The sequence below is a fragment of the Halobacterium zhouii genome, from assembly GCF_021249405.1.
Taxonomy (GTDB): Archaea; Halobacteriota; Halobacteria; order Halobacteriales; family Halobacteriaceae; genus Halobacterium; species Halobacterium zhouii.
In genome coordinates this window covers 36,423-59,905 of the sequence record NZ_CP089594.1, presented here as the reverse complement: position 1 = coordinate 59,905, position 23,483 = coordinate 36,423, and the positions used below count along the sequence as shown (strand labels likewise).

Genomic DNA, 23,483 nt, shown 5'->3' with positions numbered 1-23,483 from the left:
GCGAAGAAACTGGAACGGCGTTAGTTCGCGGCGCAGTTGTTGGGACCGAGTTCGAGCGCCTCGACGTCGCTGCCGGGCTGTTCTTTGCCCCAGTTGATCTGCTTGATCTCGTTGTAGTTCGCGGGTTCGTCGGCCAGGCTTTCGACGATGGTTTCGACGAACGCCGATTCGTCACCGTCCTCGACGTAGCTCAGGAGTTCGTTCGTCGACTCCGCTGTCAGGTCGCCGAGGTCTGTCGCGAGCGGGCGTGCCGTCTCGTCGCTGAAGTGTCCGGGGAGAACGACGGTGTCGTCGTCGCGGTCGACGAGGTCGTCGAGGCTGTCGAACAGTCGGCTCGCAGCCTCGCGGACGGCGTCCTCGCTGCTGTCCTCGAGGTCGGGGCGGCCGACGCTCCGGAGGAACAGCGTGTCCCCAGAGAGCAGCGCGTCCTCGAACGCGAAGGAGACGCTGCCTGGCGTGTGGCCGGGCGTGTGGATGACCTCGAGTTCGCGGTCACCGACCGGGATAGTGTCGCCGTCGGCGATTTCGCTGACTTCCTCGAGTTCGCCGGTGTCCTCGCCGTGGAGGTAGTACGGGACGTCGAGTTCGCCGGCGAGGCGGCGCGCGCCGGAGACGTGGTCGGCGTGGGCGTGCGTGTCCGCGACGCCGACGATGTCCAGGTCGCGCTCGTCGGCGGCGTTCAGGTAAACGTCGACGTACTGCGTGGGGTCGACGACGACCGCTTCGCCGTCGTCGTGGGCGAGATAGGAGACACAGCCCGTGCCCGGGCGCACGACCTGAACGACGCCGTCGGCGTCAGGCACGTCGTACTGGCGGTGGACGCGCCCCCAGCCGTTCATCCCGTTGTCGATGGATTCCGCGTCGTAGCCCTGCTCGCGGAGGAACTCTGCGGCGCGCGCGGACGTGACGCCACCGACGCAGACCACCGCGATCTTTCGGTCCTCGGGGAGTTCGTCGAGGTGGGCCTCGAGACCGGAGTAGTCGTACTCCAGGAGTTCGTCGTACACGGGAATGTTCGTGCTCCCAGGAATCTGCCACTCCTCGTAAGCGTCCTCGTTGCGCACGTCGAGGATAAACGGGTCCTCGTCATCGTCGGCGACTCGGCGTGCGACCTCGGACGGCTCGGTCGTTGTATTGCTCATTACACCCAATACTATGCAGTCACTTCGGCATAAATCTGTTGGCACAAGCAGTCACCGACACAAACGAACCAGCAGTACGGTGTTTCCATTCGTGGTATTCAGAAGCCGAGCAGCTCTATACCGACCCGCAGGAAGTAGTATCCACAACACCATCTATTTCACGACACGCCCACAACTGTGGTACATGGGTCACCACACGTTCGACGCGTCGAAGGCCGCAAAACTGGAGGACGCCGCCGAACGCTACCGGTACGTCTCGCGGGAGGAACTCCACTGGGCGCTCGACCTCACCGACGACCACACTGTCGCCGACCTGGGCAGCGGCACCGGCTTCTACACGGACACCATCGCCCCGCACGCTGCCCGCGTCTACGCCGTGGACGTCCAGGAGGCGATGCACGAGTACTACCGGGACAAAGGCGTCCCCGAGAACACCGAACTCGTGACCGCTGGCGTCGAGGACTTGCCGTTCGCGGCCGACCACCTCGACCGCGCCATCTCCACGATGACCTACCACGAGTTCGCGAGCGACCAGGCGCTCTCAGAACTCGAGCGCGTGCTCGCACCCGGCGGCCGCCTCGTCGTCGCCGACTGGTCGGCAGACGGCACCGGCGAGGACGGTCCGCCGCTCGCGGAGCGGTTCACCGCCAGCGAGGTGACCGCCGCCCTCCGCGACGCCGGCTTCCGCATCGAGTTCACAGCTACCCGCCCCGAGACGCTCCTCATCGCCGCCGTCAACGATGCGTAGCGTCGGCCCGGCGCGGCTCGACGACCGTCGGACCGACGACGACGTCTTCGTCCTCGACGTCCGTCCCAGAGAGGCCTACCGGCAGGCCCACATCCCGGACAGCCACAACGCGCCTGTGTACCACGAGTTGCGACGTGGCGAGACGGACGCCCTCGACGCTCACCTCGACGCCGTCCCCGACGACGCGGCAGTCGTCACGGTGTGCAAGGCCGGCGTCGTCGCGCGAAAAGCCACCGACCACCTCGACGAACAGGGGTACTCTGTGGCGACTCTCACCGGCGGGTACGCGGGCTGGCAGCAGTACGAACGGAACACACGCCTGTATCGCGTCGCCTCGTTTCTCCGCGGACTGATTCAGTGAGAAGACGAGTGGTCTCTCCGGCGTTTCGATCGGCGGCCGGCGCTGATTCTGCCTACGACGTGGTGAGCTGACACCACGTCCCTGTCTGGTCGTCACGCAGGCGGCAGACGGCCGCGAGCACGACGGCGCCGCTGACGAGCAGCGCCGAACCGAAAATCAGTACGGTGCTCAGGGTGTTGAGGAGTTCGATTCCGTAGACGGTTCCGAGCTTGTTCGACGCGACCGCGACACTGCCGGCGAGCAGCATCGCGGCGAAGTAACCCTTGATCTCGTCCTCGTCGACGAGATTCGTCGCGCCCGCGCCGACGCGGGCACCGAGCGCACTCCCGAGCAACAGGAATCCGACGACGGGCAGCGCGACGGACCCGGACTGGGCGTACGTGAAGGCGCCGAACGCCCCCGAAATGGTGATCTGGAGGATGTCCGTTCCGACGGCGATGGCGGCGGGCACTCCGAGCCCATACATCATCGCGGGCATCAGGAGGAAGCCGCCGCCGACGCCGAGGAAGCCCGACAGGATACCGATGACGAGGCCGACGGCGAATATGATCGTCCCGGAGACGCGGACGCCGCCGCGGAGTGTCACCATCGGCGGGATGTGGATGGACTGGACGCGGTCGGCGAGGTCGCTGTCGGTGTCGGTACCGTCGTCGTCGCTCCACGCGTCACGCAACGTGAGTAGGCCGACGCCGGCGAGCAGTCCGACGTACGCGACGTTGATGATGAGGTCGGCCATGCCGGTCGCTTCCAGAAAGAACACGACGCTCTTCCCGCCCTCGATGCCGAGGGTCATCGCGACGGTCATGATGGTCGCGAGCTTGTAGTCGACCTGGCCGTGGTCCCGGTGCCGGAGCGCCCCGATGACGCTCGTCCCGAAGACGAACGCCAGACCACTCCCGACAGCGACCGTCGACGGGTACCCCATCACGAGCAGTGCGGGCGTCACGAGGAACGAACCCCCCATGCCGAAGAACCCGAACAGGGTCCCGATGAGCAGGCCGAACCCTACGAACACCGCGACCATGGCGAGACTCGTACCGAATATCGCCATCGTCAGTCACCCCCGACCGCTCCGACCACGGTCGAACCGAGCGTGCTACTGAGTGCGCCATACCCCACGTACAGCACGAGCGCTTCCGCGAAGACCAGACCAACGGTCGCGAGCGCCTGTGCCGTATCACCGAGTGATTCGATTCCGAACATGCTACGTCCCCTCCGCTGTGTTGAGCACCATTTCCACTATCGGGCAATACTGCGGCCGTCGGGTCGAATGCGCGTCCTGTGTCATTGTCAGTTAGCTGGATGGCTCGTCGTCGGTACCGAGCGACCGGACGAAACCCTGTGCGTAGGCGCCGAGGAACATGCCGGCGACCGCCCACAGAATCGGGTAGTTTCCGACCCCGAGACTCGCGTACGCGGCGCCCGGACAGATGCCCGATAGTCCCCAGCCGACGCCGAAGATGGCGCCGCCCACGAGTACGTTCCGGTCGAAGGACTTCAGTCGGCGCGTGTACTCGCGCGCCGTGAGCGGCGCGCGGTCGAGGTACCGCGTCGCGACGGTGAAGGTGATGCCGGTGACGACGGCGGCCCCGCCCATCACGAACAGGAGACCGAAGTCTTCGAACTGGAGGAAGTCGAGGACGACCTCCGGCCGCGCCATCCCGCTGATGGCGAGTCCGAGGCCGAAGACCAGTCCGCCGACGTAGATGACCGGGAGGAACAGCGGACTGCGCCCGCCACCGCTCTCGCCTCCGCGCTCGTCGCCTGCGTTCGTCGGAGATTCGCTACTCATGGCATCACCCCGAGGGCCTGCACGAGTTGGGCGGTCCCGATCGCGGTGACCAGGAAGGTCGCGACGTTCACGAGCGAGGTGTTCGAGAGCGACCCGACGCCGCAGACGCCGTGGCCGGACGTACATCCCTTGCCGACGCGCGTGCCGACGCCCACGAGCACGCCGCCCGCGAGCAACCGCCACCACTGCACGTCGGTCGTCCAGGCGGTCGGGTCGGGCGCCAGGGCGAACCCCCAAACGGCCGCGCCGCTGACGATGCCGAGCGTGAACACGACCCGCCAGCCCCGAGACTGGACGTACTTGAAGCGGTTGAACCGGTCGACATCCGAGACGTACGACAGCGTCGATTCGAGGAACGTGCTCGCGCCCGCGATGATCCCGGTCGCGAGGTAGATGACGGCCGCGCCCAGGCCGACGAACAGGCCGCCGACGAGGTACGGCAGTACTCCCCGCGGGAAGGGGTCGCTGGCTGCGAGTTGCAATACGAGTGGGTCCATCGTCAGTTGGTCAGCGCCTCGTCGCTTGCGGCGCAGTTGTTCGGGCCGAGTTCGAGTTCGAACGCCTCCTCGTCGCCGGGCGACTGCCGCCCGAGGTTGGTCGCGATGATGTCCTCGTGGTTGGCCGGTCGAGGCGGCACGTCGGAGACGATGAACTCGACGAACGCTGTTTCGTCCATCGAGAGGGCGTCCATCCGGTCGACCAGGTCGCCGAGGGGAGCGGTGTACGTCCCGTCGTCGTTCGGCGTCGCGGCGTCGCTGAAGTGCGCCGGCGCGACGACGGTGTCCTCGGGCAGTGCCAGGACACGGTCCTGTAGGCTCTCGTAGAGGGTTCGCGCGGCGTCCTCGGCGGCGTCAGGGTCCTCGAGGTCGGGACGAGCGACGCTCTCGGTGAACAGGCCGTCGCCCGTGAACAGGACGTCCCCGACCCGGTAGGCGGTCATGCCGGTGGTGTGGCCGGGCGTGGCGACGGCCTCGATTTCTGTGTCGCCGACAGCGAGCGTATCGCCGTCGGTGACAGTCTCGTAGGACACGTCGTACTCGACGCCGCGGTCGGCGGCGTCCGCCGGCAGGACCGTGGTGGCGTCCGTCTCCTCTGCGAGTTCGCGGACGCCGGAGACGTGGTCGGCGTGGATGTGCGTGTCGATGGCGTACGTGAGTTCGGCGTCCAGTTCTCGGACGTCCTCGAGGTAGGTGTCCGTGAACGCGCGCAGCGGGTCGACGACGGCGGCTTCGCCGTCGTCGACGACGAGGTACGCGAGACAGCCACTGGAGGGGCGGCGGTACTGGACGACCGTCGCGTCCGTGGCTGTGTCGAACGTCTCCGTCTCGTAGACGCGCGCCCATCCCTGCATGCCGCGTTCGAGGTGGTCGACGTCGTAGCCCTCGTCGTCGAGGTTGTCGGCGACGAGTTCACTGGACCCGCCCTTCGCACAGAGGACGGTGATTCGCTGGTCATCGGGAAGGGCGTCGTGGAGGTCCTCGGGAACGCCGTCGAGCACCTCGAAGTACGGGTAGTTCACGGTGTCGACGTTCTCGCCGTCGATGTGCCACTCCTCGAAGTCGTCTTCCGAGCGCGCGTCGAGGATGAACACGTTATCGCCGCTGTCGATGCGAGTTTTGAGTTCGGTTGGCGTGGTCGTTGCCACCGCGTCGTCGGCGTCGGGAGGTTCCCCTGTGGTCATCTTCACTCCAGTCTATCGACTCCCCGCAGATAAGGCTTTGTATAGAAGACCGCATACTACACAATACTCTAATCCACCTTCACTAGTTCTGAAACCACAATACCAGATATTCGGGCCAGCCCACCATAGAGTATTGCTAATCTGGAAATATACTATCGACACGCTTTTCCTGCCCAGGACGATATTGGGCCGTGAAGTCAATACCATGACGGAGTACGAAGCCAACGAGACCCTCGACGTGAAGGGCGAGAACTGCCCCATGCCCGTCGTCAAGACCAAGCAGAACATCGACCAGCTAGCCGAAGGCGAGATCCTCGAAGTCCTCGCGACCGACCCGGGGAGCATGAGCGACCTCGGCGGCTGGGCGGACACGACCGACGGCGTGGAACTCGTCGACCAGCAGGAAGGCCAAGACGTGTACACGCACTACGTCCGCAAAACCGAATGAACCAATGAGACAGACCGGCATCACCACCGACCAGCAAGCACCCACGTTCCACTCATGAGTACGGACACACCAACGTCGGCGGACGAGGACGCGCCCTCGCGCGCCGAACTCGCCGCTCGCATCGACGAACTGGAGACGGAACTCGCCGCGGCGACCGACGACGACCAGCAGAAGATGTCGATTATCGCGACGAAGGGCACACTCGACATGGCGTACCCGCCGCTCATCCTCGCGAGCACGGCCGCCGCATTCGGCTACGACGTCACCGTCTTCCACACGTTCTGGGGGCTCGACATCCTCCACGAGGAACGCTCGAAGGAACTCAAACTGAGTTCGGTCGGCAATCCCAACATGCCCGTTCCGAACGCTGTCGCCGCGCTCCCCGGCATGGACCGCGTGACCACGAAGATGATGGAAAAGCGCATCGACGACAACGACACGGCCACCATCGAGGAACTCATCGACACCTCCCTCGAGATGGGGGTCGAGTTCCAGGCCTGTCAGATGACCATCGACCTGATGGACTACGACGAGGACGACTTCTACGACGGCGTGACGACCGGCGTCGGCGCCGCAACGGCCATCCAGGACATGGCCGATGCCGACATCCAACTGCTCGTCTGACCCCCGCGATTTTCGTTCCCTCGCCTCGTTCCTCGCTGCCACACCTGTCGGTTCTCGGCGGCTCTCGTCCCCCGCCCAGCCGCGACACGTGCACAACGCCTAAGAACGGCACCGCTAAATTGGATAGTATGTCCTATACTCTGGACAAGCGAGTCGACGGGGCGTTCCACGACGTCGTCGAACAGACCATCGACGCGCTGGCCGACGAGGACTTCGGCATCCTCAGCGACATCGACGTCCAGCAGACGTTCGCGGAGAAACTCGACGAGGAGTACCGCCAGTACCGCATCCTCGGCGCCTGCAACCCGCCGCTCGCGAAGCAGGCCCTCGACGAGGAACTGCAGGTAGGGGCGCTGTTGCCGTGTAACGTCGTCGTCTACGAGACCGACGACGGCGAGGTCGGCGTGAGCGCAGTAGACGCCGAGGTCATGCTCTCGGTGGTCGAGAACGACGACCTCGACGACATTGCTGCGGAGGTCCACGAACGATTCGAACGCGTACTCGAGACACTCCCCGCGGCCTGACGAAGGCGAACCGACTATCGACCTGCCTCCGCTACACGTCTACTAATGACAGATCCACCGACAGAGGACGCCGACCCGACGGACCCGGACCTCCGGGACGTCGGAAAGGGACTGCTCGACGAGGACATGGGACCGAGTTCGTCGATGGCCCACCTCTACCGAGGCGAGATCCACCGGATGAAGTACTGGCGGGAACGCCTCGACACGACCACGAACTGGGCGGTCATCGTGATGGCCGCTATCCTGACGTGGGCGTTCTCGAGTCCCGACAATCCCCACTACATCATTCTCGTTGGCGCTGCGACGCTCACCGTCTTCCTCGTGATCGAGGCGCGGCGGTACCGCGGCTACGACATCTGGCGCTCGCGGGTCCGCACCCTCCAGGAGAACGTCTGGTCGGTCGGCCTCGACCCCAGAATGGACACCGCAAACCCGGACTGGCGCGAGCGACTCGCCGAGGACTACCGGGACCCCACCATCAAGATCACCACCGAAGAGGCCATCGCGCACCGACTCCGCCGGGTCTACATGCCGCTTTTCGCCGTCCTGTTGCTCGCGTGGCTCGTCCGCATCACCGCGTTCTCCCCCGACCCACCGCTCGAGACGGCCGCCATCGGACTGATTCCAGGTGCGGTCGTCGTTGGCGTCGTCGTGGTCTACTTCGCGGCCGGACTCGTCGTCGCGTACCGTCCGCGGACGTGGCACGCGCGCGGCGAACTGCGCGAGGAGCAACTGCGACAGAACCGTTAGTCACCAGCGCCACCGTAGCCGCCAGAAACACCATCGGAGACGTGTACTGACCGGCCAACCTGGTCAGCGGTCTCCTCTTCCTTGCGTTACGTCGCCGATTCTTCTTCGGAGTCCTGGAACAACAGGAAGATCGCGAAGAACAGCGGGGAGAGCAGTCCAACGAGCAGCGTGCCCACGATGGACAGTGCGCCGATGGAGAACCCACCACCGCCACCACCGCTTTCACTGCCGCCTCCCCCGGCGCCCGTAGACGGCGTATCGTAACTGCCCGGGTCGAGACCGCCGGACCCGCCGACGACCACGGCGCCCTTCATGCCGAGCGAGCGGTGAGGCACACAGAAGTACTTCGAGATGGAGACGCCGTCGCCCGACCCCTCGAACGTGTGGGTGAACGTGTGCCCCTCCTCACTCGACAGCTCGCTCCGGTACGCGTCGTCCTGAGCGACCACGTTGTGGCTGCCGCCCTCACCGGTCCACGTCCAGGTGACCGTTGCGCCGGGGTCGACGCGGATGGCGGGCGGCGAGAACGCGAAGTAGCCGCCGTTGCCCTGTGCGCCGACCCAGACGGTGACCTCGGACTGGCCGGTGTAGTCAGCAGTACCCTTGAAGTTGCTGACGCCGTCGAACCAGCCACCGTAGTCGGGGCCGCCGTCCTGGGCGGAGACCACGGGCACTGTCGTCACGGCCGCAGCGCCCGCGGCCCCGGACAGAACTGCTCGACGCGTCATCGAGGTTCGCTCGGACATGGGTTGGGTTCGCCTCGGAGAGCAATAAGGCCGTTGGCGTACAATCCTACTGCCCGTTTTGAACGTGCATCTCCATCAGTCGCGAAGTCCCGATGCACCAGAATCCCCAGTAGAGAGCTTACTATAGTCTATGGGGGAGTTTCAACTCGGTCAGACCTACAGATCCGATGGTAACTTTCTGGGTTCAACGAGGCAGGTATTGTGTATGGTGGGCACGATAGTGGGCGCGGTTCACCGCCCCGGGTAGCGGTAACCGCCCACCGTTTGCGCGGACGCGCCCTCGCTATCGTCGGGACAATCGGAGCCGACGGTCTCGCCAGTCACACAGTGTTCTCGGGGTCGTGCTCGTCGCGCATGCGAGTGGCCTCCGACGCGTATCGGTCCTGGAGGTCCGGATCGTCGACGACCTCCAGGTTGTCTGTCGAGACGTCCCGCGCGGCGGTGACCGTGTCCACGTCGACCGCCTGGGCGGCGAGTTCGCGGCGGAAGACCCGCTCGCCGTCGAGGGTCGCGTACTTCAGGATGATGAGGTCGCGGTTGTTGTACCCCCGCTCGACGAGCCACACGCGGGTGTCGTCGCTCTCGGCGGCCATACCGACTGTTTCGGTGACAGGAACGTTAGGTCGTTTGGTCTCCCTGACGACTGGCGAACAGAGCGTGTTGCTTTCTCGACGCGCCAGGCGTCTCGACGCCCACCGAGCGCCACCGGTTGGGCGGTCAACAACGTTGGTTCGCATCCGACGCCACCGGTTCGTACGGACGGCGCGGATTTTCAGCGGGGTCCCCTCCGTGAGGGCCTAGAAATTGCGGCGTAGCCAGGTCCTCGCGAGGCCGGCGTACTCCTCGGTGGCGTTCGCGAGTCGGGCCGGCGCGCTCGGGCGGAGCACGTGTTTCGCCGCGAGGTAGCCCGACGCGGCGTTGTTCCCCGCTCCGGGCCAGGTCGCCGCGCCGCACATGTAGAGGCCGTCGAGGGGCATCTCGTACCGCGACCACCCGGGGAACGGCCGCCAGAGGAAGTTCTGTCGGAGGTGGTGGCTGCCCGCGACGGAGTCTCCGCCGACGAGGTTCGGGTTCTCGGCCTCGAGGTCGGCGGGTGAGAGCACCGTCCGGTCCCGGATCAGTTCCCGGATTTCGGGCGCGTACTCCGAGAGTTTCCCGATTACGCGGTCAGCAACCGGGTCCTTCGCTTCGTCCCAGTCCGTCGCGTCGATGTCGCCCGCGGCGTCCCCGCGGATCTCGCTCGGCAGCGCGCGCACCTGCACCCAGAGGATGTCGCCGTCGTCCGGCGTCCGTGAGTCGTCCACGGCTGTCGTCTGCCCGACGACGAGCATGGGGCTCTCCGGGATGTAGCCGTTCCGCGCGTCCCGGTACGTCGCCGAGAGATCCTCGACGTACGGCGCGATGTGGACGTACGCGAACTCGTCGAGGTCGGCCGCGGCGTCCCAGTCCGGGAGGTCGTCGAGCGCGAGGTGCACCATCATCGTCCCGGGGCCGTACTCGTAGCGGTCCACCTTCGATTCGAACGAGTCGGAGAAGTCGTGGTGTTCGAGGAGGTTCTCGAAGAGCACCGTCGGCGTGACGTTGCCGACGACGGCGCGGTCCGCGTGGACGGTCTCGCCGGAGTCGAGTCGGACGCCGACGGCGCGGTCGTCCGCGGTGAGCACCGACGTGACTTCGGTGCCGGTGACCACCTCGCCGCCCTCCTCGCGCAGCACGTCGGCGAGCGCCTCCACGAGGTGGGACGCCCCACCGGTCGTGACGCTGATGCCGTGTTCGAGCGCGCCGAACGATTCGAGGAACGGGAACATCCCGCCGCCGGACACCTCCGGACCGAAATCGATGTGCATCCCCCAGCACGCCATCAACGCCTTCGCTTCCGGCGTCTCGAAGTACGCGTCACCGAGTTCTCGCGTCGAACTCAGCGGAATCTGTGCGAGTTCCGTGAGTCCCCGGACCCCCTCGGACCGCAACGCCGACGCGAGCTGCCGCCCGGCCTCGACGGACGGGAGTTCGGTCCCGTACAGCGGCAGGAACGTCCGCTCGAACCGATCGAACTCCCCGCGGAGCGTCTCCCACCCCGCGGCGTCCGCCGCACTGTGGGCCGCGAGTTCCTCGCGCGTCCGCTCCGCGTCCTGGTAGACCCGGAGCGCGTCTCCGTCGGGGAAGACGTTCGCGAACGGTTTCGCGGACGTGGAGAACGCCAGCCCGTGCTCCCGTAGCCGGTCGCCGAACTCCTCGAACACCGCGGAGTCCAGGAAGAGGTTCTGGTTCGTCGAGAACGTGTCGTGTACGTACCCATCCTCGGTGAGTTCGTCGCTCCGCAGCGCTCCGCCGATCTTCTCGTTTCGCTCCACCACCAGCGGCGTCCAGCCCTCGCTCGCGAGAACAAGCGCCGCCGTCAGTCCGTTGTGCCCCGCGCCAACGATGACCGCGTCGTACCGATCACGCGATGGCTCCATACTCGTACGTCTCACGCGACCGAGAACTGCCTTGGGGTGGTGCCCGCTGATGACGGGGCGCATCCACCCCCAGCCAGGAACGAGTGCTCGCGGTCCGGGGCGCCCGGGGCCCCGGCTGGTCGGTCGCGAGCGACGCGGAGTTTACCGGAGCACGATGTACGGGCCGAGAACGAGCAACAGCACAGCGAGCGCTCGGGTGAGTCGCTGTGAGTCGACCGACTGCGCGACCCTCCAGCCGGCGACGACGCCGACGATCTCGGGGACGCCGATGGCGACGACGAGCGGCCAGGAGACAGCGCCCTGGGCGAGGTAGCCGGCTGTCGCGAACGCGGCGACGAACACCGACTGCACCTGCGCGACGCCCACCGCGACGAGCATCGGCACGCCGACGGCCACCAGCAGCGGGACGGCGAGAACCGGGCCGCCGACGCCGAGCAATCCACCCGAGACGCCGACGAACCCGCCGATGCCGGCGACGCCGAGCGTGCCGCGGACCGTGGTCGCGTCGTAGTCATCCTCGACCGACGCGTGACGGGTACGGTAGTAGACGAGGACGCCCGTCAGCGAGACGAACACGCCGAGCAGGACGCTGAACGTCGCCGCGTCGACCAGCGCGTTCAGGCGGACGCCGACGAGCGCGCCCACGAGGCCCGTGAGACTCAAGACGGCCGCCGTCCACTGGCCCGCGCGCGAGTCGAGTTCGCCCGAGCGGCGGTAGCTCTCCGTTCCGACGAGACCGGTCGCGACGAACGTCGCGCTCGCCGTGCCGACGACGACCGGCGGCGGCAGGTCGGTCAGCGCGACGAGCGCGATGGTGATGAAGACGCCGCCCGGACCGACGGCCGTGATGCCGGCGCCGGCGAACAGCGAGAGCACGACGAGCAGCGCGAGCGTGGGGGTGGGAACGCCGGCGAGCATCGGTTCAGAACCCACCCGTGAGGATGGCGTTGATGACGGCCTGTCCGGCGGTCCACGCGGAGTAGACCGCCAGCAGGATGAGCGCACTGTTGAGGAGGTTCAGTTTCCAGCCGTTCGTGTACTCGCCCATCACGTCGCTGTCGTTGACGGCCCAGAACAACAACAGGGCGGTGATGGGCAGCCCGACGACGCCGTTGTACGCCGGGAAGAGGATTATCATGTCGATGACGCTCAGCCCGAGGTACTGGTGGACGAGTGGCGAGAGGCTGCCGAGCGCGACGCCAACGACGTAGACGAGGCGGAACACGCGCGTGCTGTCCGCGTACGAGTCCCCCATGGCGGTCGGGATCATGTGCGCGGGCGCCCACATGATGGGGATGATGCTGTTGAACGCGGCGGCGAGCGTACCGATGAGGAAGACGACCATCGCCCACTCACCGAGGATGGACGCGAGCGCCCGGCCCGGCGTGAGGAAGGTCTGGAGCTGTTCGTAGCCCGCCGGCCGGAGCACCGCGGCGGCGGCCACGACGATGGCGATCGTGGTGATGCCGCCGACGGCGTAGCCGATGGCGAGGTCGCGCCGCATCGTGGGGATGTCCGCTCGGTCGGTCCAGCCCTTCTCCTCGACGAGCTGTGACTCGAGGAAGAAGTTCGGCCAGAGCGCGGTCGTCCCGAGGATGCTCACCGCGAGCGTCACCGACCCCGCCGATGCGAACGACGGGACGAAGCCGGACGCGACGGCGGCGAGGTCCGGGCTGCTTGCCCCCGCGACGAGGACGTACGCGAGCAGGAGGACGAACATCATCGCGACCATGAGCTTCTCGACGGCGTCGTAGCCGAGGATGCCGACGACCATCGCGGCGAGCCCCGTCAGATACGCGAAAGGCTGCCAGCCGATGGCCTGGAGGTCGAGGAGGACGACGACGCCCCGGCCGACGGCGGCGGTGAGTTCGAGCGTCCACGCCACGCAGCCGACCGAGAGCAACACCACCACGGCGGTCGCGATCGTCGATCCGAGTTTCTCCCGGGCGAATTCCGCGAGCGAGTCGCCGTGGATGCCCAGGCGAGCGCTCATGTCCTGGGCCATGAATCCCAGCAGGACAGCGCCGACGACGGCCCAGAGCAGCGTGTAGCCGTACCTGACGCCGGCGGAGCTTGCGATGAACACTGACCCCGACCCGAAGTAGCTCGCGACCATCACGAGCGCGAGCCCGTACCTCTGGAAGAACTCCGAGACCGAGGGAATCGATACGTCGTCCGTGATCCGTCCGACACTCATAGCTAGTTGAAAACGACGATGGCACAGTCACGCACCAGTACTCCAGTCACGCAAGCGTCGCGTCTACTCCAGTCACACAAACGTCACTTCGTGTGATTGGAAGGGCTTCAGAGGGAAAGTCGTTGTGTCACACCGGCGATGCCGCCCAAGATTTCAGCAGCAGCGGCGGGAGCGCCCGGAGTTCCGTCAGAACCGGCGGTTGCGCCGTCGGCGCCGCCTGCGCAACCGGACCCCCAGTGCGTCCGCAGTAACCCGCCGGTTCCGGCGTGTTCGCTCGCTCGAACGCGCTCTCAGACGTACGGAGTTTCGTCGAGCGACGCTCCGGTCCGAGCGAACGCCGGGGTGCCTGTACGGCGCTGCAGACCGAACACTCGGGGCATGAACTACAGCGAGTTCGTCGGCCAGGTCCAGCACCGGCTCGAACCTCGCGGCGACCGGAGCGACGCGCTCTACTACAGTCAGGTGGTCGTCGCGGTAGCCGCCGAAGTCGTCGGGAAGCGACAGGGCTTCAGTCGTCGGCGGGCGCGGCGTCCGCCAGCACACCCGGTTCCGCCGTGGCGTGCTTGACGATGGACGCGAAGACGTCGTCGTCCATCGCGAACCGCTCGCCGGACGCGACACCGTACGCGTCCTCGCTCCCGAATCGCGTGTCCACGAAGTGCCAGGCGACGAGCGCCTTCCGGGCGTCGTCCGCCTCGTCGAGTTGCCACTGCGCCTCTTCGAGCAACAGCGCGGCGGTCACGACGTCGAATATCAGGTCCGCGAGTCGCTTGGCGTGGTACTGCGCGTAGTCGTCGTCCTCGGCCGCGAGCGCGCCGAGCGTGTTCTGGAGGTCTCGGAACTGCGAGGTGACCTCGTCGGCCACGGCCGTCAGTTCGGGGTGGTCGACGGCGTCGAGTTTCTCACGGACGTATGGCACCAGTGCCTCGTGGGCGTTCTCGCGTTCGAGCGCCCGGAGCACGTCCAGCGCGAGGACGTTCGACGGCCCCTCCCAGATAGGAAGCACCTGGGCGTCCCGGAGCAGTCGCTCGGTGGTGTGCTCGCGAACGTAGCCGTTCCCGCCGAGAATCTCCATCGCGTAGGACGACGTCTCGACGGCCATCCTGGCGGTGGTCTTCTTCGCGATGGGGACGAACAGCCGCAGCAACTGGTAGGCCGCCGAGTCGTCGCCGGCGCGCTCGCGCTCGTCGAGCAAGCGAGCGGCCTCGAAGGAGAACGCGACCGCGGCCTCGTAGTCCACGGCCATGTCGACGAGGTCCCGGCGCATCAGGGGGTACTCCTCGATAGGGTTCCCGAACGCCTCGCGGTTGGCCGCGCGCACCTTCGCCTCGAGGAGCGCGCGCCCCATCACGCCGACTGCGCCCGTGGCGTTGGTCAACCGCTCGAAGTTCATCATCTCCGCCATGTACCGGAAGCCAGCCTGCTCCTCGCCGACGAGGTACGCCTCCGCGCCCTGGAACTCGATCTCGCCGGTCGGCACGGAGATGGTGCCGAGTTTGTCCTTCAGCCGCCGGAAGTGCGCGTCGTTGACCTCGCCGTCCGGCAACGTTTTCGGTACGAGGAACAGCGACAGACCCTCCACGCCGTCCGGGGCGTCCGGCGTACGGGCGAGCGCGAGTGCGCCCTCGGCGTCGATGTTCGAGCAGAACCACTTCTCGCCGTGGAGTTCGTAGACGTCGTCCTCGTCGGTGCGTTCGGCCCGCACCTTGTTCGCGCCGACGTCGGACCCGCCCTGTTTCTCGGTGAGGAACATCGCGCCCTCGATGTGCTCGGTGGCGTCGCGGGCGGTCAGCGCCTCGAAGTACTCCTCGAGGCTGCCGTCGTCGAACTTCTCGAGGACGATGGCGGCGCCCGTGGTCATCGAGACGGGGCAGCAAAAGCCCGCGTCGACGTACGACAGCAGCGCCTGCATCGTGAGCGTGTGCGTCAACCCGACGGGTTCGTCGCAGCCCGGCGGCGCGTGGAAGGCGTCGTGTGTGAGGCCGAACTCCTCGTACGCTACGCGCTCCTGTTCGTGGACGAAGGGGTGGTACTCGACCTCGTTCAGCCGGTTCCCGTGTTTGTCGAACGACCGGAGTTCGTGGCCCGCCTCGTCGATGCGGTCGGCGGTGTCCGCCAGTCGGTTGCCCAGCACGTCACCGAACGACGAGAGGACGTCCTCGGCCCACTCGAACTCCTCGGTGGGGTAGACGCGTCGCGCCTCGAACTGGAGCGTCGGGTCGAGTGCCCAGTAGTTGCAGTGTCGGCCCTCGTCCAGGTCGCCGTAGTCGATACCGTCGCCCGTCATGCGAGTTCCAGGTCGTCGCGCAGTGACGATTTCTGTATCTTCCCCGTGCTCGTGAGCGGCATCTCCTCGACGAACGTGACGTCGTCGGGCGCCCACCACGACTCGATGCGGCCCGCCTCGGCGGCGCTCGTCAGATGCGCGTCCAGGCCGTCCTCGGTCACGTCACCGACGACGACGGCGACCGGGCGTTCGCCCCACTCCTCGTCGTCCGTCGCCAGCACCGCCGCGTTCTCGACGGCGTCTGCCTCCGAGATGACCGACTCGAGGACACCCGTCGGGATCCACTCGCCGCCGCTCTTGATGGCATCCGTGAGCCTGTCGAGAACGGTCAGTCCGCCGTCCGGGAGTTTCCGGCCGAGATCGCCGGTGCGGAACCAGCCGTCGGCGAACGCGTCGTCCTCGCCTGCGGGCGCGTCGAAGTAGCCGTCGGGAAGCCACGGCGACCGCACGAGTATCTCGCCCATTCCCTCCTGGCCGGTCGCCTCGTCGATCTCGACGTCGACGTAGGGCGCCGGGTGGGTCGCCCGGCGGACGTACTCGTAGCCCTCCTCGCAGGCGTGTTCGGTCCAGAGCGTGATGCCGACGTTCAGCATGTCCGTGCCGCCGTAGATGGTCGCAAACGACACCCCAGCCTCCCGCAGTCGGTCGGTGAGCCCGCGCTTGACGACGCTCCCGCCGGTGAGGACGGTCAACTCGGAGACGTCCCGGCCCGTTTCGAGTACCTGTGTCGCCATCGTCGGCACGAGACACGACCACGTCGCGTCCCCGGACGCCGCCGCGTCCGCCAGTTGCTCGGGGTCGAACCGGCCCGCCAGCACGAGGTCAGCGCCGAGGTACGGCGCGTACACCGTCGTCCCCCACGAGAGCAAGTGGTACATCGGAATCCCCGGGAACAGCGTGTCCTCACTAGAGAACGACGCGGGCGAGTCGTACTCCGTGAGCTGGTGGGCGATGCTGAGCGCGCCCTGTACCATCTTCTCGTGGGTGTACCGGACCGCTTTCGGCATCCCCGTGGTGCCCGACGTGAACAGGATGACCGCGGGGTCGTCCGGGTCGGCGTCGAGTTCGGTCGGTTCGTCGGCCATCGCGAGGTCGTCGACGGGAATCGCGTCGCCCTCGAACGGCGCCGCGAGTTTCGCGAAGTCCGGCCCGTACACGAGTGTTTCCGCGCCCGACTTCTCGACGGTGTGTGCGATCTGCTCGGGCGGCAGGTTCACGTTCACGGGGTAGATGGTCGCGCCGACGCCCGTGACCGCGTACAGGAGTTCGAAGAATCGGGGCGTGTTCCACGCGGCGACCGCGACGACGTCGCCGTCGCCGATACCACGGTCGCAGAGCGTGGTGGCGAGTCGCTCGGCGTTCTGGGCCGTCTCTCGGTAGCTCTGGTGGGTGTCGCCGTCGCTGATGCCCGCGTCTGGGAACAACGTCTTCGCCCGGTCGAGGGTCGCTGGGAAGGTGAACATCAGGCCGTCACCCCAAGCGTGCCGAGGCCGGTGGCGTTCGACGGTCTGGACGGAGCGCCGGAGGGCTGGGCGATGGTGCGTCGCGCTGCGGAGGAGCGGGCAATAGAGGGGCGAGCGCTGGCGACGTTCCGGCGTCGGCCCGGCGATTCACGTTCAGTGTCGAGGAGCGCGCGCGGTGTCGTCGGTGACATGTAGGTACAGAAAGACAATCATAGTTCGGTATATTAACTGTTCGGCCGGCAGAGATGGTCGGCAAGCAGGAGAACGAGGGAGCCTACTTCGGCGGGCGGAGTTTGTAGTAGCGGCGGTTGAGGTCGTACATGTAGCCTTCGCGCATGGTTTTGAGGACGGCGTACGCGACGGCGCCGGCGACCGGCGGCACCAGGAACGTCAGATCGAGCAGTAGATGGGGGTCGATCGGGATTAGGTTCTTCGCCGAGTAGATCGATATCGTCGTCGCGAACACGACGCCCATGACGCCGACGGCGGCCCAGAAGGGCTGTTCGACGGGGCGGCGTGCGCTCCCCTTGTTGAGGAACGGCACGACGGCGATTATGGCCACGACCGCGACGTTGGCGAGCACGCCGTACACGCCGTCGCTCATCAGTTTCTCGCCGCTGAGGATAGCGAGTTCCGGGTTCAGCGGGCCGAGTTTCAGCAGGCCGAACGACCAGTACAGATACCAGTCCGGCAGGATGACCTGTGGTGTCTGACTGGAGCTCGCCACCGCACCGAGATGCGGCGGGAATGTCGCCGCCAGGAAGACGATCATTCCGACGAAGAAGCACGTCAGTGCGAGGTTCCGGATGAGTTCGTGGGGCCAGGTGGGGAATGCGAGCACGTCGCGTTCGACGTAGTCTGATTCCTCGCGGAGGTCCTGGTCTTCGCGCCGGGAGCGCTCGAAGTACTCGTAGGTCAGCCGGGAGAGCCCCGTGGTGCGTTCATTGCGTTCGCGCCACGTCGGCGTCTCGTCGTCCGGCGGCACGATACCCGTCCCGTCCGTGCGAGCACTGTCAGGGTCTGTGCCGTCGCTACGGTCGTCGTCTGGGCTGGTGTCACTCATGCGGGGTATCGATGCAGAAACGTCGTATCGTCGGTCGTCTGGAGGGTGCACGCCGACTGGAGGGCGGTGGCCGTACCGGTTGCTGTGTCGGACCGCTCGGGTGGCGGGGACGCGTTCATCAGTTCTGGTGGGAATGGCTCACGTCAGAACTGTAAGTGCTCGCAGGAATCCTGTCCTGTTAGGTATTTTTCATTTTTGCGTCGGTGGCCCACCAGAGACCAGCGTCGCCGAACCGATCCACAGACAGCGAGTTCGCAGCGACAGAGACAGGACAGAATACTGATGAGGAGTCGAACAGGAGTTCCGACATGCTCGACGACCGGATGTCATCCCGCGAGCTCGAGGACGTCTTCGGCCTGCTCGCGAACGAATCCCGGATCGACATCATCCACCACCTCTGGGACGCGTACCCCGACCACCTCTCGTTTTCCGACCTCCGGTCGCGAATCGGTGTCCGCGACTCCGGCACGTTCAACTACCACCTGAACGCGCTCACCCCGCAGTTCGTCCGGAAAGACGGGGAGGGGTACACAGTGACCTACGCGGGCCGGCAAGCGATCGGAGCGGCCGTCTCCGGCCAGTTCACGGGAGCCAGCGACGTCGAAATCGACTCGGTGCCTGCGGGGGACTGTATGCACTGTGCAGGGGACGTCCTCGCGAGCTACGAGGACGGCTCGATCACCGTCGAGTGCACGGACTGCGACGGGCTGATCACACAGATGCCCGTCCCGCCCGTCACTGTCGCGGCGATAGATTCCGAGGCGCTTCCGCGCGTGTTCAGCAAGCACCTGCTGACGATCGCCCAGCAGCTCAGCCGCGGCTTCTGTACGCTGTGTAACGGTCACGTGGACTCGACGTTGACCGCGCTGTCGAGTGACGAGTCGGTCACGTACCGGTCGATTCTCGACGTCCAGTTCGAGTGTCGGGAGTGTGGCACCAGGCGGAACCTCAACGTGGGTGGCGTCGTCATGGACCACCCTGCCGTCGTCTCGTTCCTCTTCGACGCCGGAATCGACCTCCGGGAGACGTACGTCTGGGAGGTCATCCCGCTCCTCGACCCGGACGCGGCGATCGAGTCAGAGGACCCCCTTCGGTTGAACGTCACGGTGGTGATCGACGGCGACGCGCTCGAACTGACGATCGACGAGTCCGCCACCGTCGTCGATTACGCGCGCCAACAGTGATCGACAGAACGGTTCTGTCGTCCCACGAGAACGGTTCCCTGGTCCACCGAGAACGATTCCGTCGTCCACCGAGAACGGTTCTGTCGTCCAGCAGCGGGGAGAACAACCGGGCGATACGGCGAAGACAGCTACCGGAACAGTTCGCTGTTCAGCATCGGGTCGTCGATCCAGTAGGCGCGAAGATAGCAGTACCCCACCCCGAAGAGTACGCCGACAGTCACGGCCGTAGCGACCACGTCCATATCTAGACCACGACACATCTCCCATAAATTTCTTCCTCCCGTTCTCGTCCGGAGCGACCGCCGGTCTCTGGGTCAGAGACACTGGCTGCGGATTTACGTGGCTCCGCCTCCACGCCCCAGACACGGCCGAACGCAACCGGCCTCGAAACCCATGAACGTCGACCAGTTCACCGCAGAGCACGCACCGACCGAGACCGACGCGCCGTTCCAACTGGAGAACAAGTACACCCTCGACGTCGCCGTCGACGGGGAGGTGACCGCGAAAGCGGGATCGATGATCGCGTTCACTGGCGACCTGTCGTTCACCGGACGTAGCTCCGCCGAGGGGGGCGTGAAGGGGTTCCTCAAGCAGGCCGCAACCGGCGAGGGAACGCCCGTGATGGCCGTCGAGGGCCAGGGCCACGCCTACTTCGCGGACCACGAGAAGAAGATCCAGCTCCTCGAACTCGACGCTGACGACTCGATCACCGTCAACGGCGAGGACGTGCTCGCGTTCGAATCCGACGTCAGCTACGAGATCGCGTCCATGGACAGCCTTGCCGGCGCGTTCGCCGGCGGGTTCACGAACGTCTACCTCGAAGGACCGGGCTACGTCGCCATCACGACGCACGGCGACCCCATCGTCCTCGAACCACCGGTTTCGACCGACCCGAGCGCCACGGTCGCGTGGAGCGGAACCACGCCGAACGTCGAGGTCAACCGCAGCCTCTCGGACATGGTCGGACAGGAGTCCGGCGAACGCTACCAGATGCAGTTCCCCGAGGGCGACGGCTTCGTGGTCGTCCAGCCCTACGAGGAGCACGCCTGACGGACGACGGATACCCGACAGCTCGACCGACAGACGGGCTCGACAGCACCCCGATTTCGGCACGCAAATCCAAGCGTCGGCCGCATCCGGCGAACGACTCCCTGAATGGTCCTCCCGACTGAACTCTCCGCTTCCAGCCTCTTCGGCGGTGTGATGCTCCTCGTCGGCGGCGTCGCGCTCGCGGCGAGCGCCCGGTACGTCTGGCGAGCAGCAGCTGTGTTCCGAGCGACCGACGTGGACAGCGTGGACGAGTGCGACCCCGATACGCTCGTCCGCGTGACCGGGTCGGTCGCCCGAAGCGACGTCGACCCGCTCGTGGCGCCGTCCGCCGGATGGCGGGAACGTCGGTCGCCGGGGCGCTCATCGGCGCGGCCGGGGTGCTGCTCGGGGCGTTCCTCCTGGTCGTTGTGTAGCGCTCGCCGGGGTCGCCGGCTGGCCGGTCGTGACTCGGAAGTCGGTCGTGTCCGTACAGCCACACCACCCCCACTTCGTCCGCAGTAATCCTGCAGTATCCACGCATTTACGCCGCGTTATCGCCGTTCTCGCTCGCCCCCGTGGTGGCGGTACAGAGCGGTGACGGACGTCAGGCGTGCGCTCCGGTGCCCGTGAAGAGGGAGCCGCCGAACGCCGTCGTCCACAGGACTCCGAGGTACGCGACCCACCGCTCCAAGCCGCCGACGCCCAGCGTCGTCGCGCTGCCGAGCGTGACGAAGAGCACCAACGCGAGGAGTTCGAGCGTCCCCAGTACAGCCGAGACGTACCGGAACGTGCTACTGACGGTCGCCGCGACCACGAGCGCGGTGACGCCCATCCCGCCGAACGCCACCATCGCGGCGACGACGTGCGGGAGACCCGTGTGCGCGGGGAACAGTCCGACGCCCGCGATGCCGAGTGCCGTCCCCGCGGCCGCGCCGGTGAGCGCGCGTCGAGCGTACACCTGGTGGAGGGCGTAGGCCGCGACGAGCAACAGCGCGCCCGTGAGCACCATCGTGGCGTTGAACACTGCCTGGGACGCCGCCGGCGCGCTCGCCGTTCCGAGCGCGCTGATTGTCTGTGTCGTCGTGCTGTACCCCGGGTACTGGGACTGGGCCGTGACCAACCCGAGGACTACCAGCGCCCCACCGCTTACGAGCGACACACCGCCGACGTCCCGGTATCGCGTAGCGTCCATCGTGTCGGTTCTCCGGACGGTCGGGCGATAAGTGGTTTGGTCAACCGGGCAGCGCCGCCCCGGAGTGGCTCACTCGACGTGCGAACTGGCGGCGCGTGAGAGCAGGACGGCCGCGACACCGCCGAACGCGAGGTCGAGACGGAACCGTCACTCGGTCATCTTCTCGTCCATGCGGTCCTGCTCTCTCGCCTCCTGGGAACGGTCGTCTGGCTCGCCGTGTCCCCCACCACCGGGAGTGAGAATCGTCACGGTGGTCCCGGCACTCACGTCGACCGAGGCCTTCGACGGGACGCGCTCACCGTCGACGAGGTTCTCGCCCGTGGCCCCGTCCTCACCGCCGTTGACGCCGGCCGGTGCCGTGCGTCGACGTTCTGTGAGTAGCGACACGGTCGCGTCAGTCTCGACGGTAACTGACCGTTCGAGGCCCAGTCCACCCCGGTATCTACCGTCACCGCCGCTCGACTCCCGGAGCGCGTATCGCTCCAATCGGAGCGGATACTCGGTCTCCATCGCCTCGATCGGGGTGTTGAGCGTGTTGGTCATTCCGACCTGAACCCCGTCCATACCGTCCTTGCCGGGTCTGGCACCGAAGCCGCCACCGATCGTCTCGTAGTAGGTGAACTCGCCCGTGCGGTCGCCGATGATGAGGTTGTTCATCGTGCCCTGCCCGCCGGCTGGCACGCGCTCGGGGATCGCCTCGGCGAGCGCCTCGAGGGTGATGTCGGTGACCCGCTGGCTGGTCTCGACGTTCCCACCCACCACTGCGGCGGGCGGGGACGGGTTCAGTAGCGTGCCCGTCGGCGCCGAGACCGTCACTGGTTCGTAGCAGCCGTGATTGGACGGAATCTCGGGGTCCGTGACTGCGCGGACGACGAAGTAGACGGCGCTTTTCGCGACGGACAGCGGCGCGTTAAGGTTCCCGTCGACCTGCTCGGCCGTCCCCGAGAAGTCCACTGTTATCGAGGAGTTGTCGATGGTGACCGTTGTCTCGAGGTGGATGTCGCTGTCCGTCACACCATCGCCTTCGAGCACGTCGCGCGCCCGGTATTCGCCGTCTGGGAGATCCGCGAGTTCGGATTCGACGCGTTCTCGCGAGTAGTCGACGACGGCGTCGAAAGCATCCAGTAGCAACGAGCCGTGCTCGTCGAGGAGGTCGCCGAGTCGCTCCTCCGCGCGGTCGTTCGCAGCGCGCTGAGCGCGGAGGTCGGCACGCCGCTCGTCAGGGGTCCTGACGTTGGCTAGAATCATCTCGAGGACCTCGTCGTTCTGCTCCCCACCGTCGACGAGGCGGACGGCCGGGAGCCGGAGCCCCTCCTCATAGATTTCTTGGGCGCCCGGCGGCATGCTCCCAGGCGAACTCCCGCCGATGTCTGCGTGGTGCGCTCGCGAGACGGCGAAGCCGATGACGTCGTCCTCGGGCGCGATGGTCGACACGAGGGTGATGTCCGGAAGATGGGTGCCGCCTTCGAACGGGTCGTTGACGATGAACACGTCCCCCGGCTTCGGGTCCTTGTCCATGACCACGTCGACCGCGTCGGGCATCGCACCCAGATGAACGGGGATGTGTTCCGCCTGCGCGATCATCTTCCCTTCGACGTCGAATAGCGCAGTCGAGCAGTCCTGGCGTTCCTTGATGTTCGGCGAGTACGATCCAGTGATAAGGACGTGCCCCATCTCTTCCGCGATGCTCTCCAGTTGATTCCGGAGAATCTCCAGCGTCGCGGGGTCGATTTCATCGTCTGTGCTGCTCACGTTGGCATCAACTCCGTTGGTTTCCATCGTGGTCGCGTCGT

General features: G+C 66.5%; 24 protein-coding genes. 8 read left to right on the top strand and 16 right to left on the bottom strand.

The window, feature by feature from the left end; all coding sequences use genetic code 11:
• Window positions 1–20 precede the first annotated feature (20 nt).
• On the bottom strand, window positions 21–1,142 hold the full coding sequence (locus LT970_RS13335; protein ID WP_232688847.1) for an MBL fold metallo-hydrolase: 1,122 nt from the start codon (window positions 1,140–1,142) through the stop codon (window positions 21–23).
• A 184-nt stretch (window positions 1,143–1,326) separates the two neighbouring features.
• Between LT970_RS13335 and LT970_RS13330 the strand changes: the two genes are divergently transcribed.
• Together LT970_RS13330 and LT970_RS13325 are read left to right on the top strand one after the other, a co-directional pair.
• Entirely contained in the window at window positions 1,327–1,890 is a 564-nt protein-coding gene (locus LT970_RS13330) for a class I SAM-dependent methyltransferase (RefSeq protein WP_232688846.1), read from the top strand.
• A complete protein-coding gene (locus LT970_RS13325) occupies window positions 1,883–2,251 on the top strand; it encodes a rhodanese-like domain-containing protein (protein WP_232688845.1) in 369 nt (122 codons plus the stop codon). Before LT970_RS13330 ends, LT970_RS13325 begins: the two co-directional genes overlap by 8 nt.
• Before the next feature lie 52 nt (window positions 2,252–2,303).
• Here LT970_RS13325 and LT970_RS13320 read toward each other — a convergent pair whose 3' ends face one another.
• From LT970_RS13320 to LT970_RS13300, 5 genes are all read right to left on the bottom strand, one after another.
• Window positions 2,304–3,302: a sulfite exporter TauE/SafE family protein gene (locus tag LT970_RS13320; protein ID WP_232688844.1), complete on the bottom strand. Its 999-nt coding sequence runs from the start codon at window positions 3,300–3,302 to the stop codon at window positions 2,304–2,306.
• Between the two features lie 2 nt (window positions 3,303–3,304).
• A complete protein-coding gene (locus tag LT970_RS13315; protein ID WP_232688843.1) occupies window positions 3,305–3,454 on the bottom strand; it encodes a DUF7512 family protein in 150 nt (49 codons plus the stop codon).
• 91 nt (window positions 3,455–3,545) lie between these two features.
• Window positions 3,546–4,043, bottom strand: coding sequence for a YeeE/YedE family protein (locus LT970_RS13310; protein WP_232688842.1), 498 nt, complete (start codon window positions 4,041–4,043; stop codon window positions 3,546–3,548).
• Window positions 4,040–4,540 carry a YeeE/YedE family protein gene (locus LT970_RS13305; RefSeq protein WP_232688841.1) on the bottom strand — a complete coding sequence of 167 codons (501 nt, stop codon included), beginning with the start codon at window positions 4,538–4,540 and terminating at the stop codon, window positions 4,040–4,042. Before LT970_RS13305 ends, LT970_RS13310 begins: the two co-directional genes overlap by 4 nt.
• Window positions 4,541–4,542: 2 nt before the next feature.
• Window positions 4,543–5,724, bottom strand: a complete 1,182-nt coding sequence (locus tag LT970_RS13300; protein WP_232688840.1) for an MBL fold metallo-hydrolase — start codon at window positions 5,722–5,724, stop codon at window positions 4,543–4,545.
• A 205-nt stretch (window positions 5,725–5,929) separates the two neighbouring features.
• On the opposite strand from LT970_RS13300, the gene LT970_RS13295 reads away from it, so the two are divergent.
• The 4 genes from LT970_RS13295 (at window position 5,930) to LT970_RS13280 (ending at window position 8,070) form a co-directional block, all read left to right on the top strand.
• Window positions 5,930–6,172: a sulfurtransferase TusA family protein gene (locus tag LT970_RS13295; RefSeq protein ID WP_232688839.1), complete on the top strand. Its 243-nt coding sequence runs from the start codon at window positions 5,930–5,932 to the stop codon at window positions 6,170–6,172.
• Between the two features lie 54 nt (window positions 6,173–6,226).
• Window positions 6,227–6,796 (top strand): DsrE/DsrF/DrsH-like family protein, encoded by a 570-nt coding sequence (locus tag LT970_RS13290; RefSeq protein ID WP_232688838.1) that lies wholly within the window; start codon window positions 6,227–6,229, stop codon window positions 6,794–6,796.
• Window positions 6,797–6,924: 128 nt separating this feature from the next.
• Complete coding sequence (locus tag LT970_RS13285; protein ID WP_232688837.1) at window positions 6,925–7,320, top strand: DUF302 domain-containing protein; 396 nt, start codon at window positions 6,925–6,927, stop codon at window positions 7,318–7,320.
• A 45-nt stretch (window positions 7,321–7,365) separates the two neighbouring features.
• Window positions 7,366–8,070, top strand: coding sequence for a DUF2270 domain-containing protein (locus LT970_RS13280; protein WP_232688836.1), 705 nt, complete (start codon window positions 7,366–7,368; stop codon window positions 8,068–8,070).
• An 86-nt stretch (window positions 8,071–8,156) separates the two neighbouring features.
• Here LT970_RS13280 and LT970_RS13275 read toward each other — a convergent pair whose 3' ends face one another.
• From LT970_RS13275 to LT970_RS13240, 8 genes are all read right to left on the bottom strand, one after another.
• Complete coding sequence (locus LT970_RS13275) at window positions 8,157–8,816, bottom strand: halocyanin domain-containing protein (RefSeq protein ID WP_232688835.1); 660 nt, start codon at window positions 8,814–8,816, stop codon at window positions 8,157–8,159.
• Window positions 8,817–9,136: 320 nt separating this feature from the next.
• Window positions 9,137–9,409, bottom strand: a complete 273-nt coding sequence (locus tag LT970_RS13270) for a DUF7967 family protein (RefSeq protein WP_232688834.1) — start codon at window positions 9,407–9,409, stop codon at window positions 9,137–9,139.
• 204 nt (window positions 9,410–9,613) lie between these two features.
• Entirely contained in the window at window positions 9,614–11,275 is a 1,662-nt protein-coding gene (locus LT970_RS13265) for a phytoene desaturase family protein (protein WP_232688833.1), read from the bottom strand.
• Between the two features lie 141 nt (window positions 11,276–11,416).
• Window positions 11,417–12,193 carry a sulfite exporter TauE/SafE family protein gene (locus tag LT970_RS13260; RefSeq protein WP_232688832.1) on the bottom strand — a complete coding sequence of 259 codons (777 nt, stop codon included), beginning with the start codon at window positions 12,191–12,193 and terminating at the stop codon, window positions 11,417–11,419.
• Window positions 12,194–12,197: 4 nt separating this feature from the next.
• On the bottom strand, window positions 12,198–13,472 hold the full coding sequence (locus LT970_RS13255) for an NRAMP family divalent metal transporter (RefSeq protein WP_232688831.1): 1,275 nt from the start codon (window positions 13,470–13,472) through the stop codon (window positions 12,198–12,200).
• Between the two features lie 508 nt (window positions 13,473–13,980).
• Complete coding sequence (locus tag LT970_RS13250; protein WP_232688830.1) at window positions 13,981–15,759, bottom strand: acyl-CoA dehydrogenase family protein; 1,779 nt, start codon at window positions 15,757–15,759, stop codon at window positions 13,981–13,983.
• Window positions 15,756–17,222, bottom strand: coding sequence for an AMP-binding protein (locus LT970_RS13245; RefSeq protein WP_232688829.1), 1,467 nt, complete (start codon window positions 17,220–17,222; stop codon window positions 15,756–15,758). The genes LT970_RS13250 and LT970_RS13245 overlap by 4 nt, the downstream gene beginning before the upstream one ends.
• 274 nt (window positions 17,223–17,496) lie before the next feature.
• Window positions 17,497–18,285 carry a cytochrome b family protein gene (locus LT970_RS13240; RefSeq protein WP_232688828.1) on the bottom strand — a complete coding sequence of 263 codons (789 nt, stop codon included), beginning with the start codon at window positions 18,283–18,285 and terminating at the stop codon, window positions 17,497–17,499.
• Window positions 18,286–18,608: 323 nt separating this feature from the next.
• Between LT970_RS13240 and LT970_RS13235 the strand changes: the two genes are divergently transcribed.
• Window positions 18,609–19,469, top strand: a complete 861-nt coding sequence (locus LT970_RS13235; protein ID WP_232688827.1) for a DUF7351 domain-containing protein — start codon at window positions 18,609–18,611, stop codon at window positions 19,467–19,469.
• A gap of 393 nt (window positions 19,470–19,862) precedes the next feature.
• Window positions 19,863–20,519 carry an AIM24 family protein gene (locus LT970_RS13230; RefSeq protein WP_232688826.1) on the top strand — a complete coding sequence of 219 codons (657 nt, stop codon included), beginning with the start codon at window positions 19,863–19,865 and terminating at the stop codon, window positions 20,517–20,519.
• Window positions 20,520–21,102: 583 nt separating this feature from the next.
• Here LT970_RS13230 and LT970_RS13225 read toward each other — a convergent pair.
• Window positions 21,103–21,690, bottom strand: coding sequence for a DUF998 domain-containing protein (locus LT970_RS13225; RefSeq protein WP_232688825.1), 588 nt, complete (start codon window positions 21,688–21,690; stop codon window positions 21,103–21,105).
• A gap of 147 nt (window positions 21,691–21,837) precedes the next feature.
• A complete protein-coding gene (locus tag LT970_RS13220; protein ID WP_232688879.1) occupies window positions 21,838–23,469 on the bottom strand; it encodes a hydantoinase B/oxoprolinase family protein in 1,632 nt (543 codons plus the stop codon).
• Between the last annotated feature and the right edge of the window lie 14 nt (window positions 23,470–23,483).

Bases quoted from the DNA above. Each gene is read 5' to 3' on its own strand.
- LT970_RS13335 (WP_232688847.1), bottom strand. From the start codon at position 1,142: ATGAGCAATACAACGACCGAGCCGTCCGAGGTCGCACGCCGAGTCGCC.
- LT970_RS13305 (WP_232688841.1), bottom strand. From the start codon at position 4,540: ATGGACCCACTCGTATTGCAACTCGCAGCCAGCGACCCCTTCCCGCGG.
- LT970_RS13275 (WP_232688835.1), bottom strand. From the start codon at position 8,816: ATGTCCGAGCGAACCTCGATGACGCGTCGAGCAGTTCTGTCCGGGGCC.
- LT970_RS13230 (WP_232688826.1), top strand. From the start codon at position 19,863: ATGAACGTCGACCAGTTCACCGCAGAGCACGCACCGACCGAGACCGAC.
- LT970_RS13310 (WP_232688842.1), bottom strand. From the start codon at position 4,043: ATGAGTAGCGAATCTCCGACGAACGCAGGCGACGAGCGCGGAGGCGAG.
- LT970_RS13255 (WP_232688831.1), bottom strand. From the start codon at position 13,472: ATGAGTGTCGGACGGATCACGGACGACGTATCGATTCCCTCGGTCTCG.
- LT970_RS13245 (WP_232688829.1), bottom strand. From the start codon at position 17,222: ATGTTCACCTTCCCAGCGACCCTCGACCGGGCGAAGACGTTGTTCCCA.
- LT970_RS13250 (WP_232688830.1), bottom strand. From the start codon at position 15,759: ATGACGGGCGACGGTATCGACTACGGCGACCTGGACGAGGGCCGACAC.
- LT970_RS13240 (WP_232688828.1), bottom strand. From the start codon at position 18,285: ATGAGTGACACCAGCCCAGACGACGACCGTAGCGACGGCACAGACCCT.
- LT970_RS13315 (WP_232688843.1), bottom strand. From the start codon at position 3,454: ATGTTCGGAATCGAATCACTCGGTGATACGGCACAGGCGCTCGCGACC.
- LT970_RS13325 (WP_232688845.1), top strand. From the start codon at position 1,883: ATGCGTAGCGTCGGCCCGGCGCGGCTCGACGACCGTCGGACCGACGAC.
- LT970_RS13285 (WP_232688837.1), top strand. From the start codon at position 6,925: ATGTCCTATACTCTGGACAAGCGAGTCGACGGGGCGTTCCACGACGTC.
- LT970_RS13225 (WP_232688825.1), bottom strand. From the start codon at position 21,690: ATGGACGCTACGCGATACCGGGACGTCGGCGGTGTGTCGCTCGTAAGC.
- LT970_RS13290 (WP_232688838.1), top strand. From the start codon at position 6,227: ATGAGTACGGACACACCAACGTCGGCGGACGAGGACGCGCCCTCGCGC.
- LT970_RS13295 (WP_232688839.1), top strand. From the start codon at position 5,930: ATGACGGAGTACGAAGCCAACGAGACCCTCGACGTGAAGGGCGAGAAC.
- LT970_RS13270 (WP_232688834.1), bottom strand. From the start codon at position 9,409: ATGGCCGCCGAGAGCGACGACACCCGCGTGTGGCTCGTCGAGCGGGGG.
- LT970_RS13280 (WP_232688836.1), top strand. From the start codon at position 7,366: ATGACAGATCCACCGACAGAGGACGCCGACCCGACGGACCCGGACCTC.
- LT970_RS13330 (WP_232688846.1), top strand. From the start codon at position 1,327: ATGGGTCACCACACGTTCGACGCGTCGAAGGCCGCAAAACTGGAGGAC.
- LT970_RS13260 (WP_232688832.1), bottom strand. From the start codon at position 12,193: ATGCTCGCCGGCGTTCCCACCCCCACGCTCGCGCTGCTCGTCGTGCTC.
- LT970_RS13320 (WP_232688844.1), bottom strand. From the start codon at position 3,302: ATGGCGATATTCGGTACGAGTCTCGCCATGGTCGCGGTGTTCGTAGGG.
- LT970_RS13265 (WP_232688833.1), bottom strand. From the start codon at position 11,275: ATGGAGCCATCGCGTGATCGGTACGACGCGGTCATCGTTGGCGCGGGG.
- LT970_RS13220 (WP_232688879.1), bottom strand. From the start codon at position 23,469: ATGGAAACCAACGGAGTTGATGCCAACGTGAGCAGCACAGACGATGAA.
- LT970_RS13235 (WP_232688827.1), top strand. From the start codon at position 18,609: ATGTCATCCCGCGAGCTCGAGGACGTCTTCGGCCTGCTCGCGAACGAA.
- LT970_RS13300 (WP_232688840.1), bottom strand. From the start codon at position 5,724: ATGACCACAGGGGAACCTCCCGACGCCGACGACGCGGTGGCAACGACC.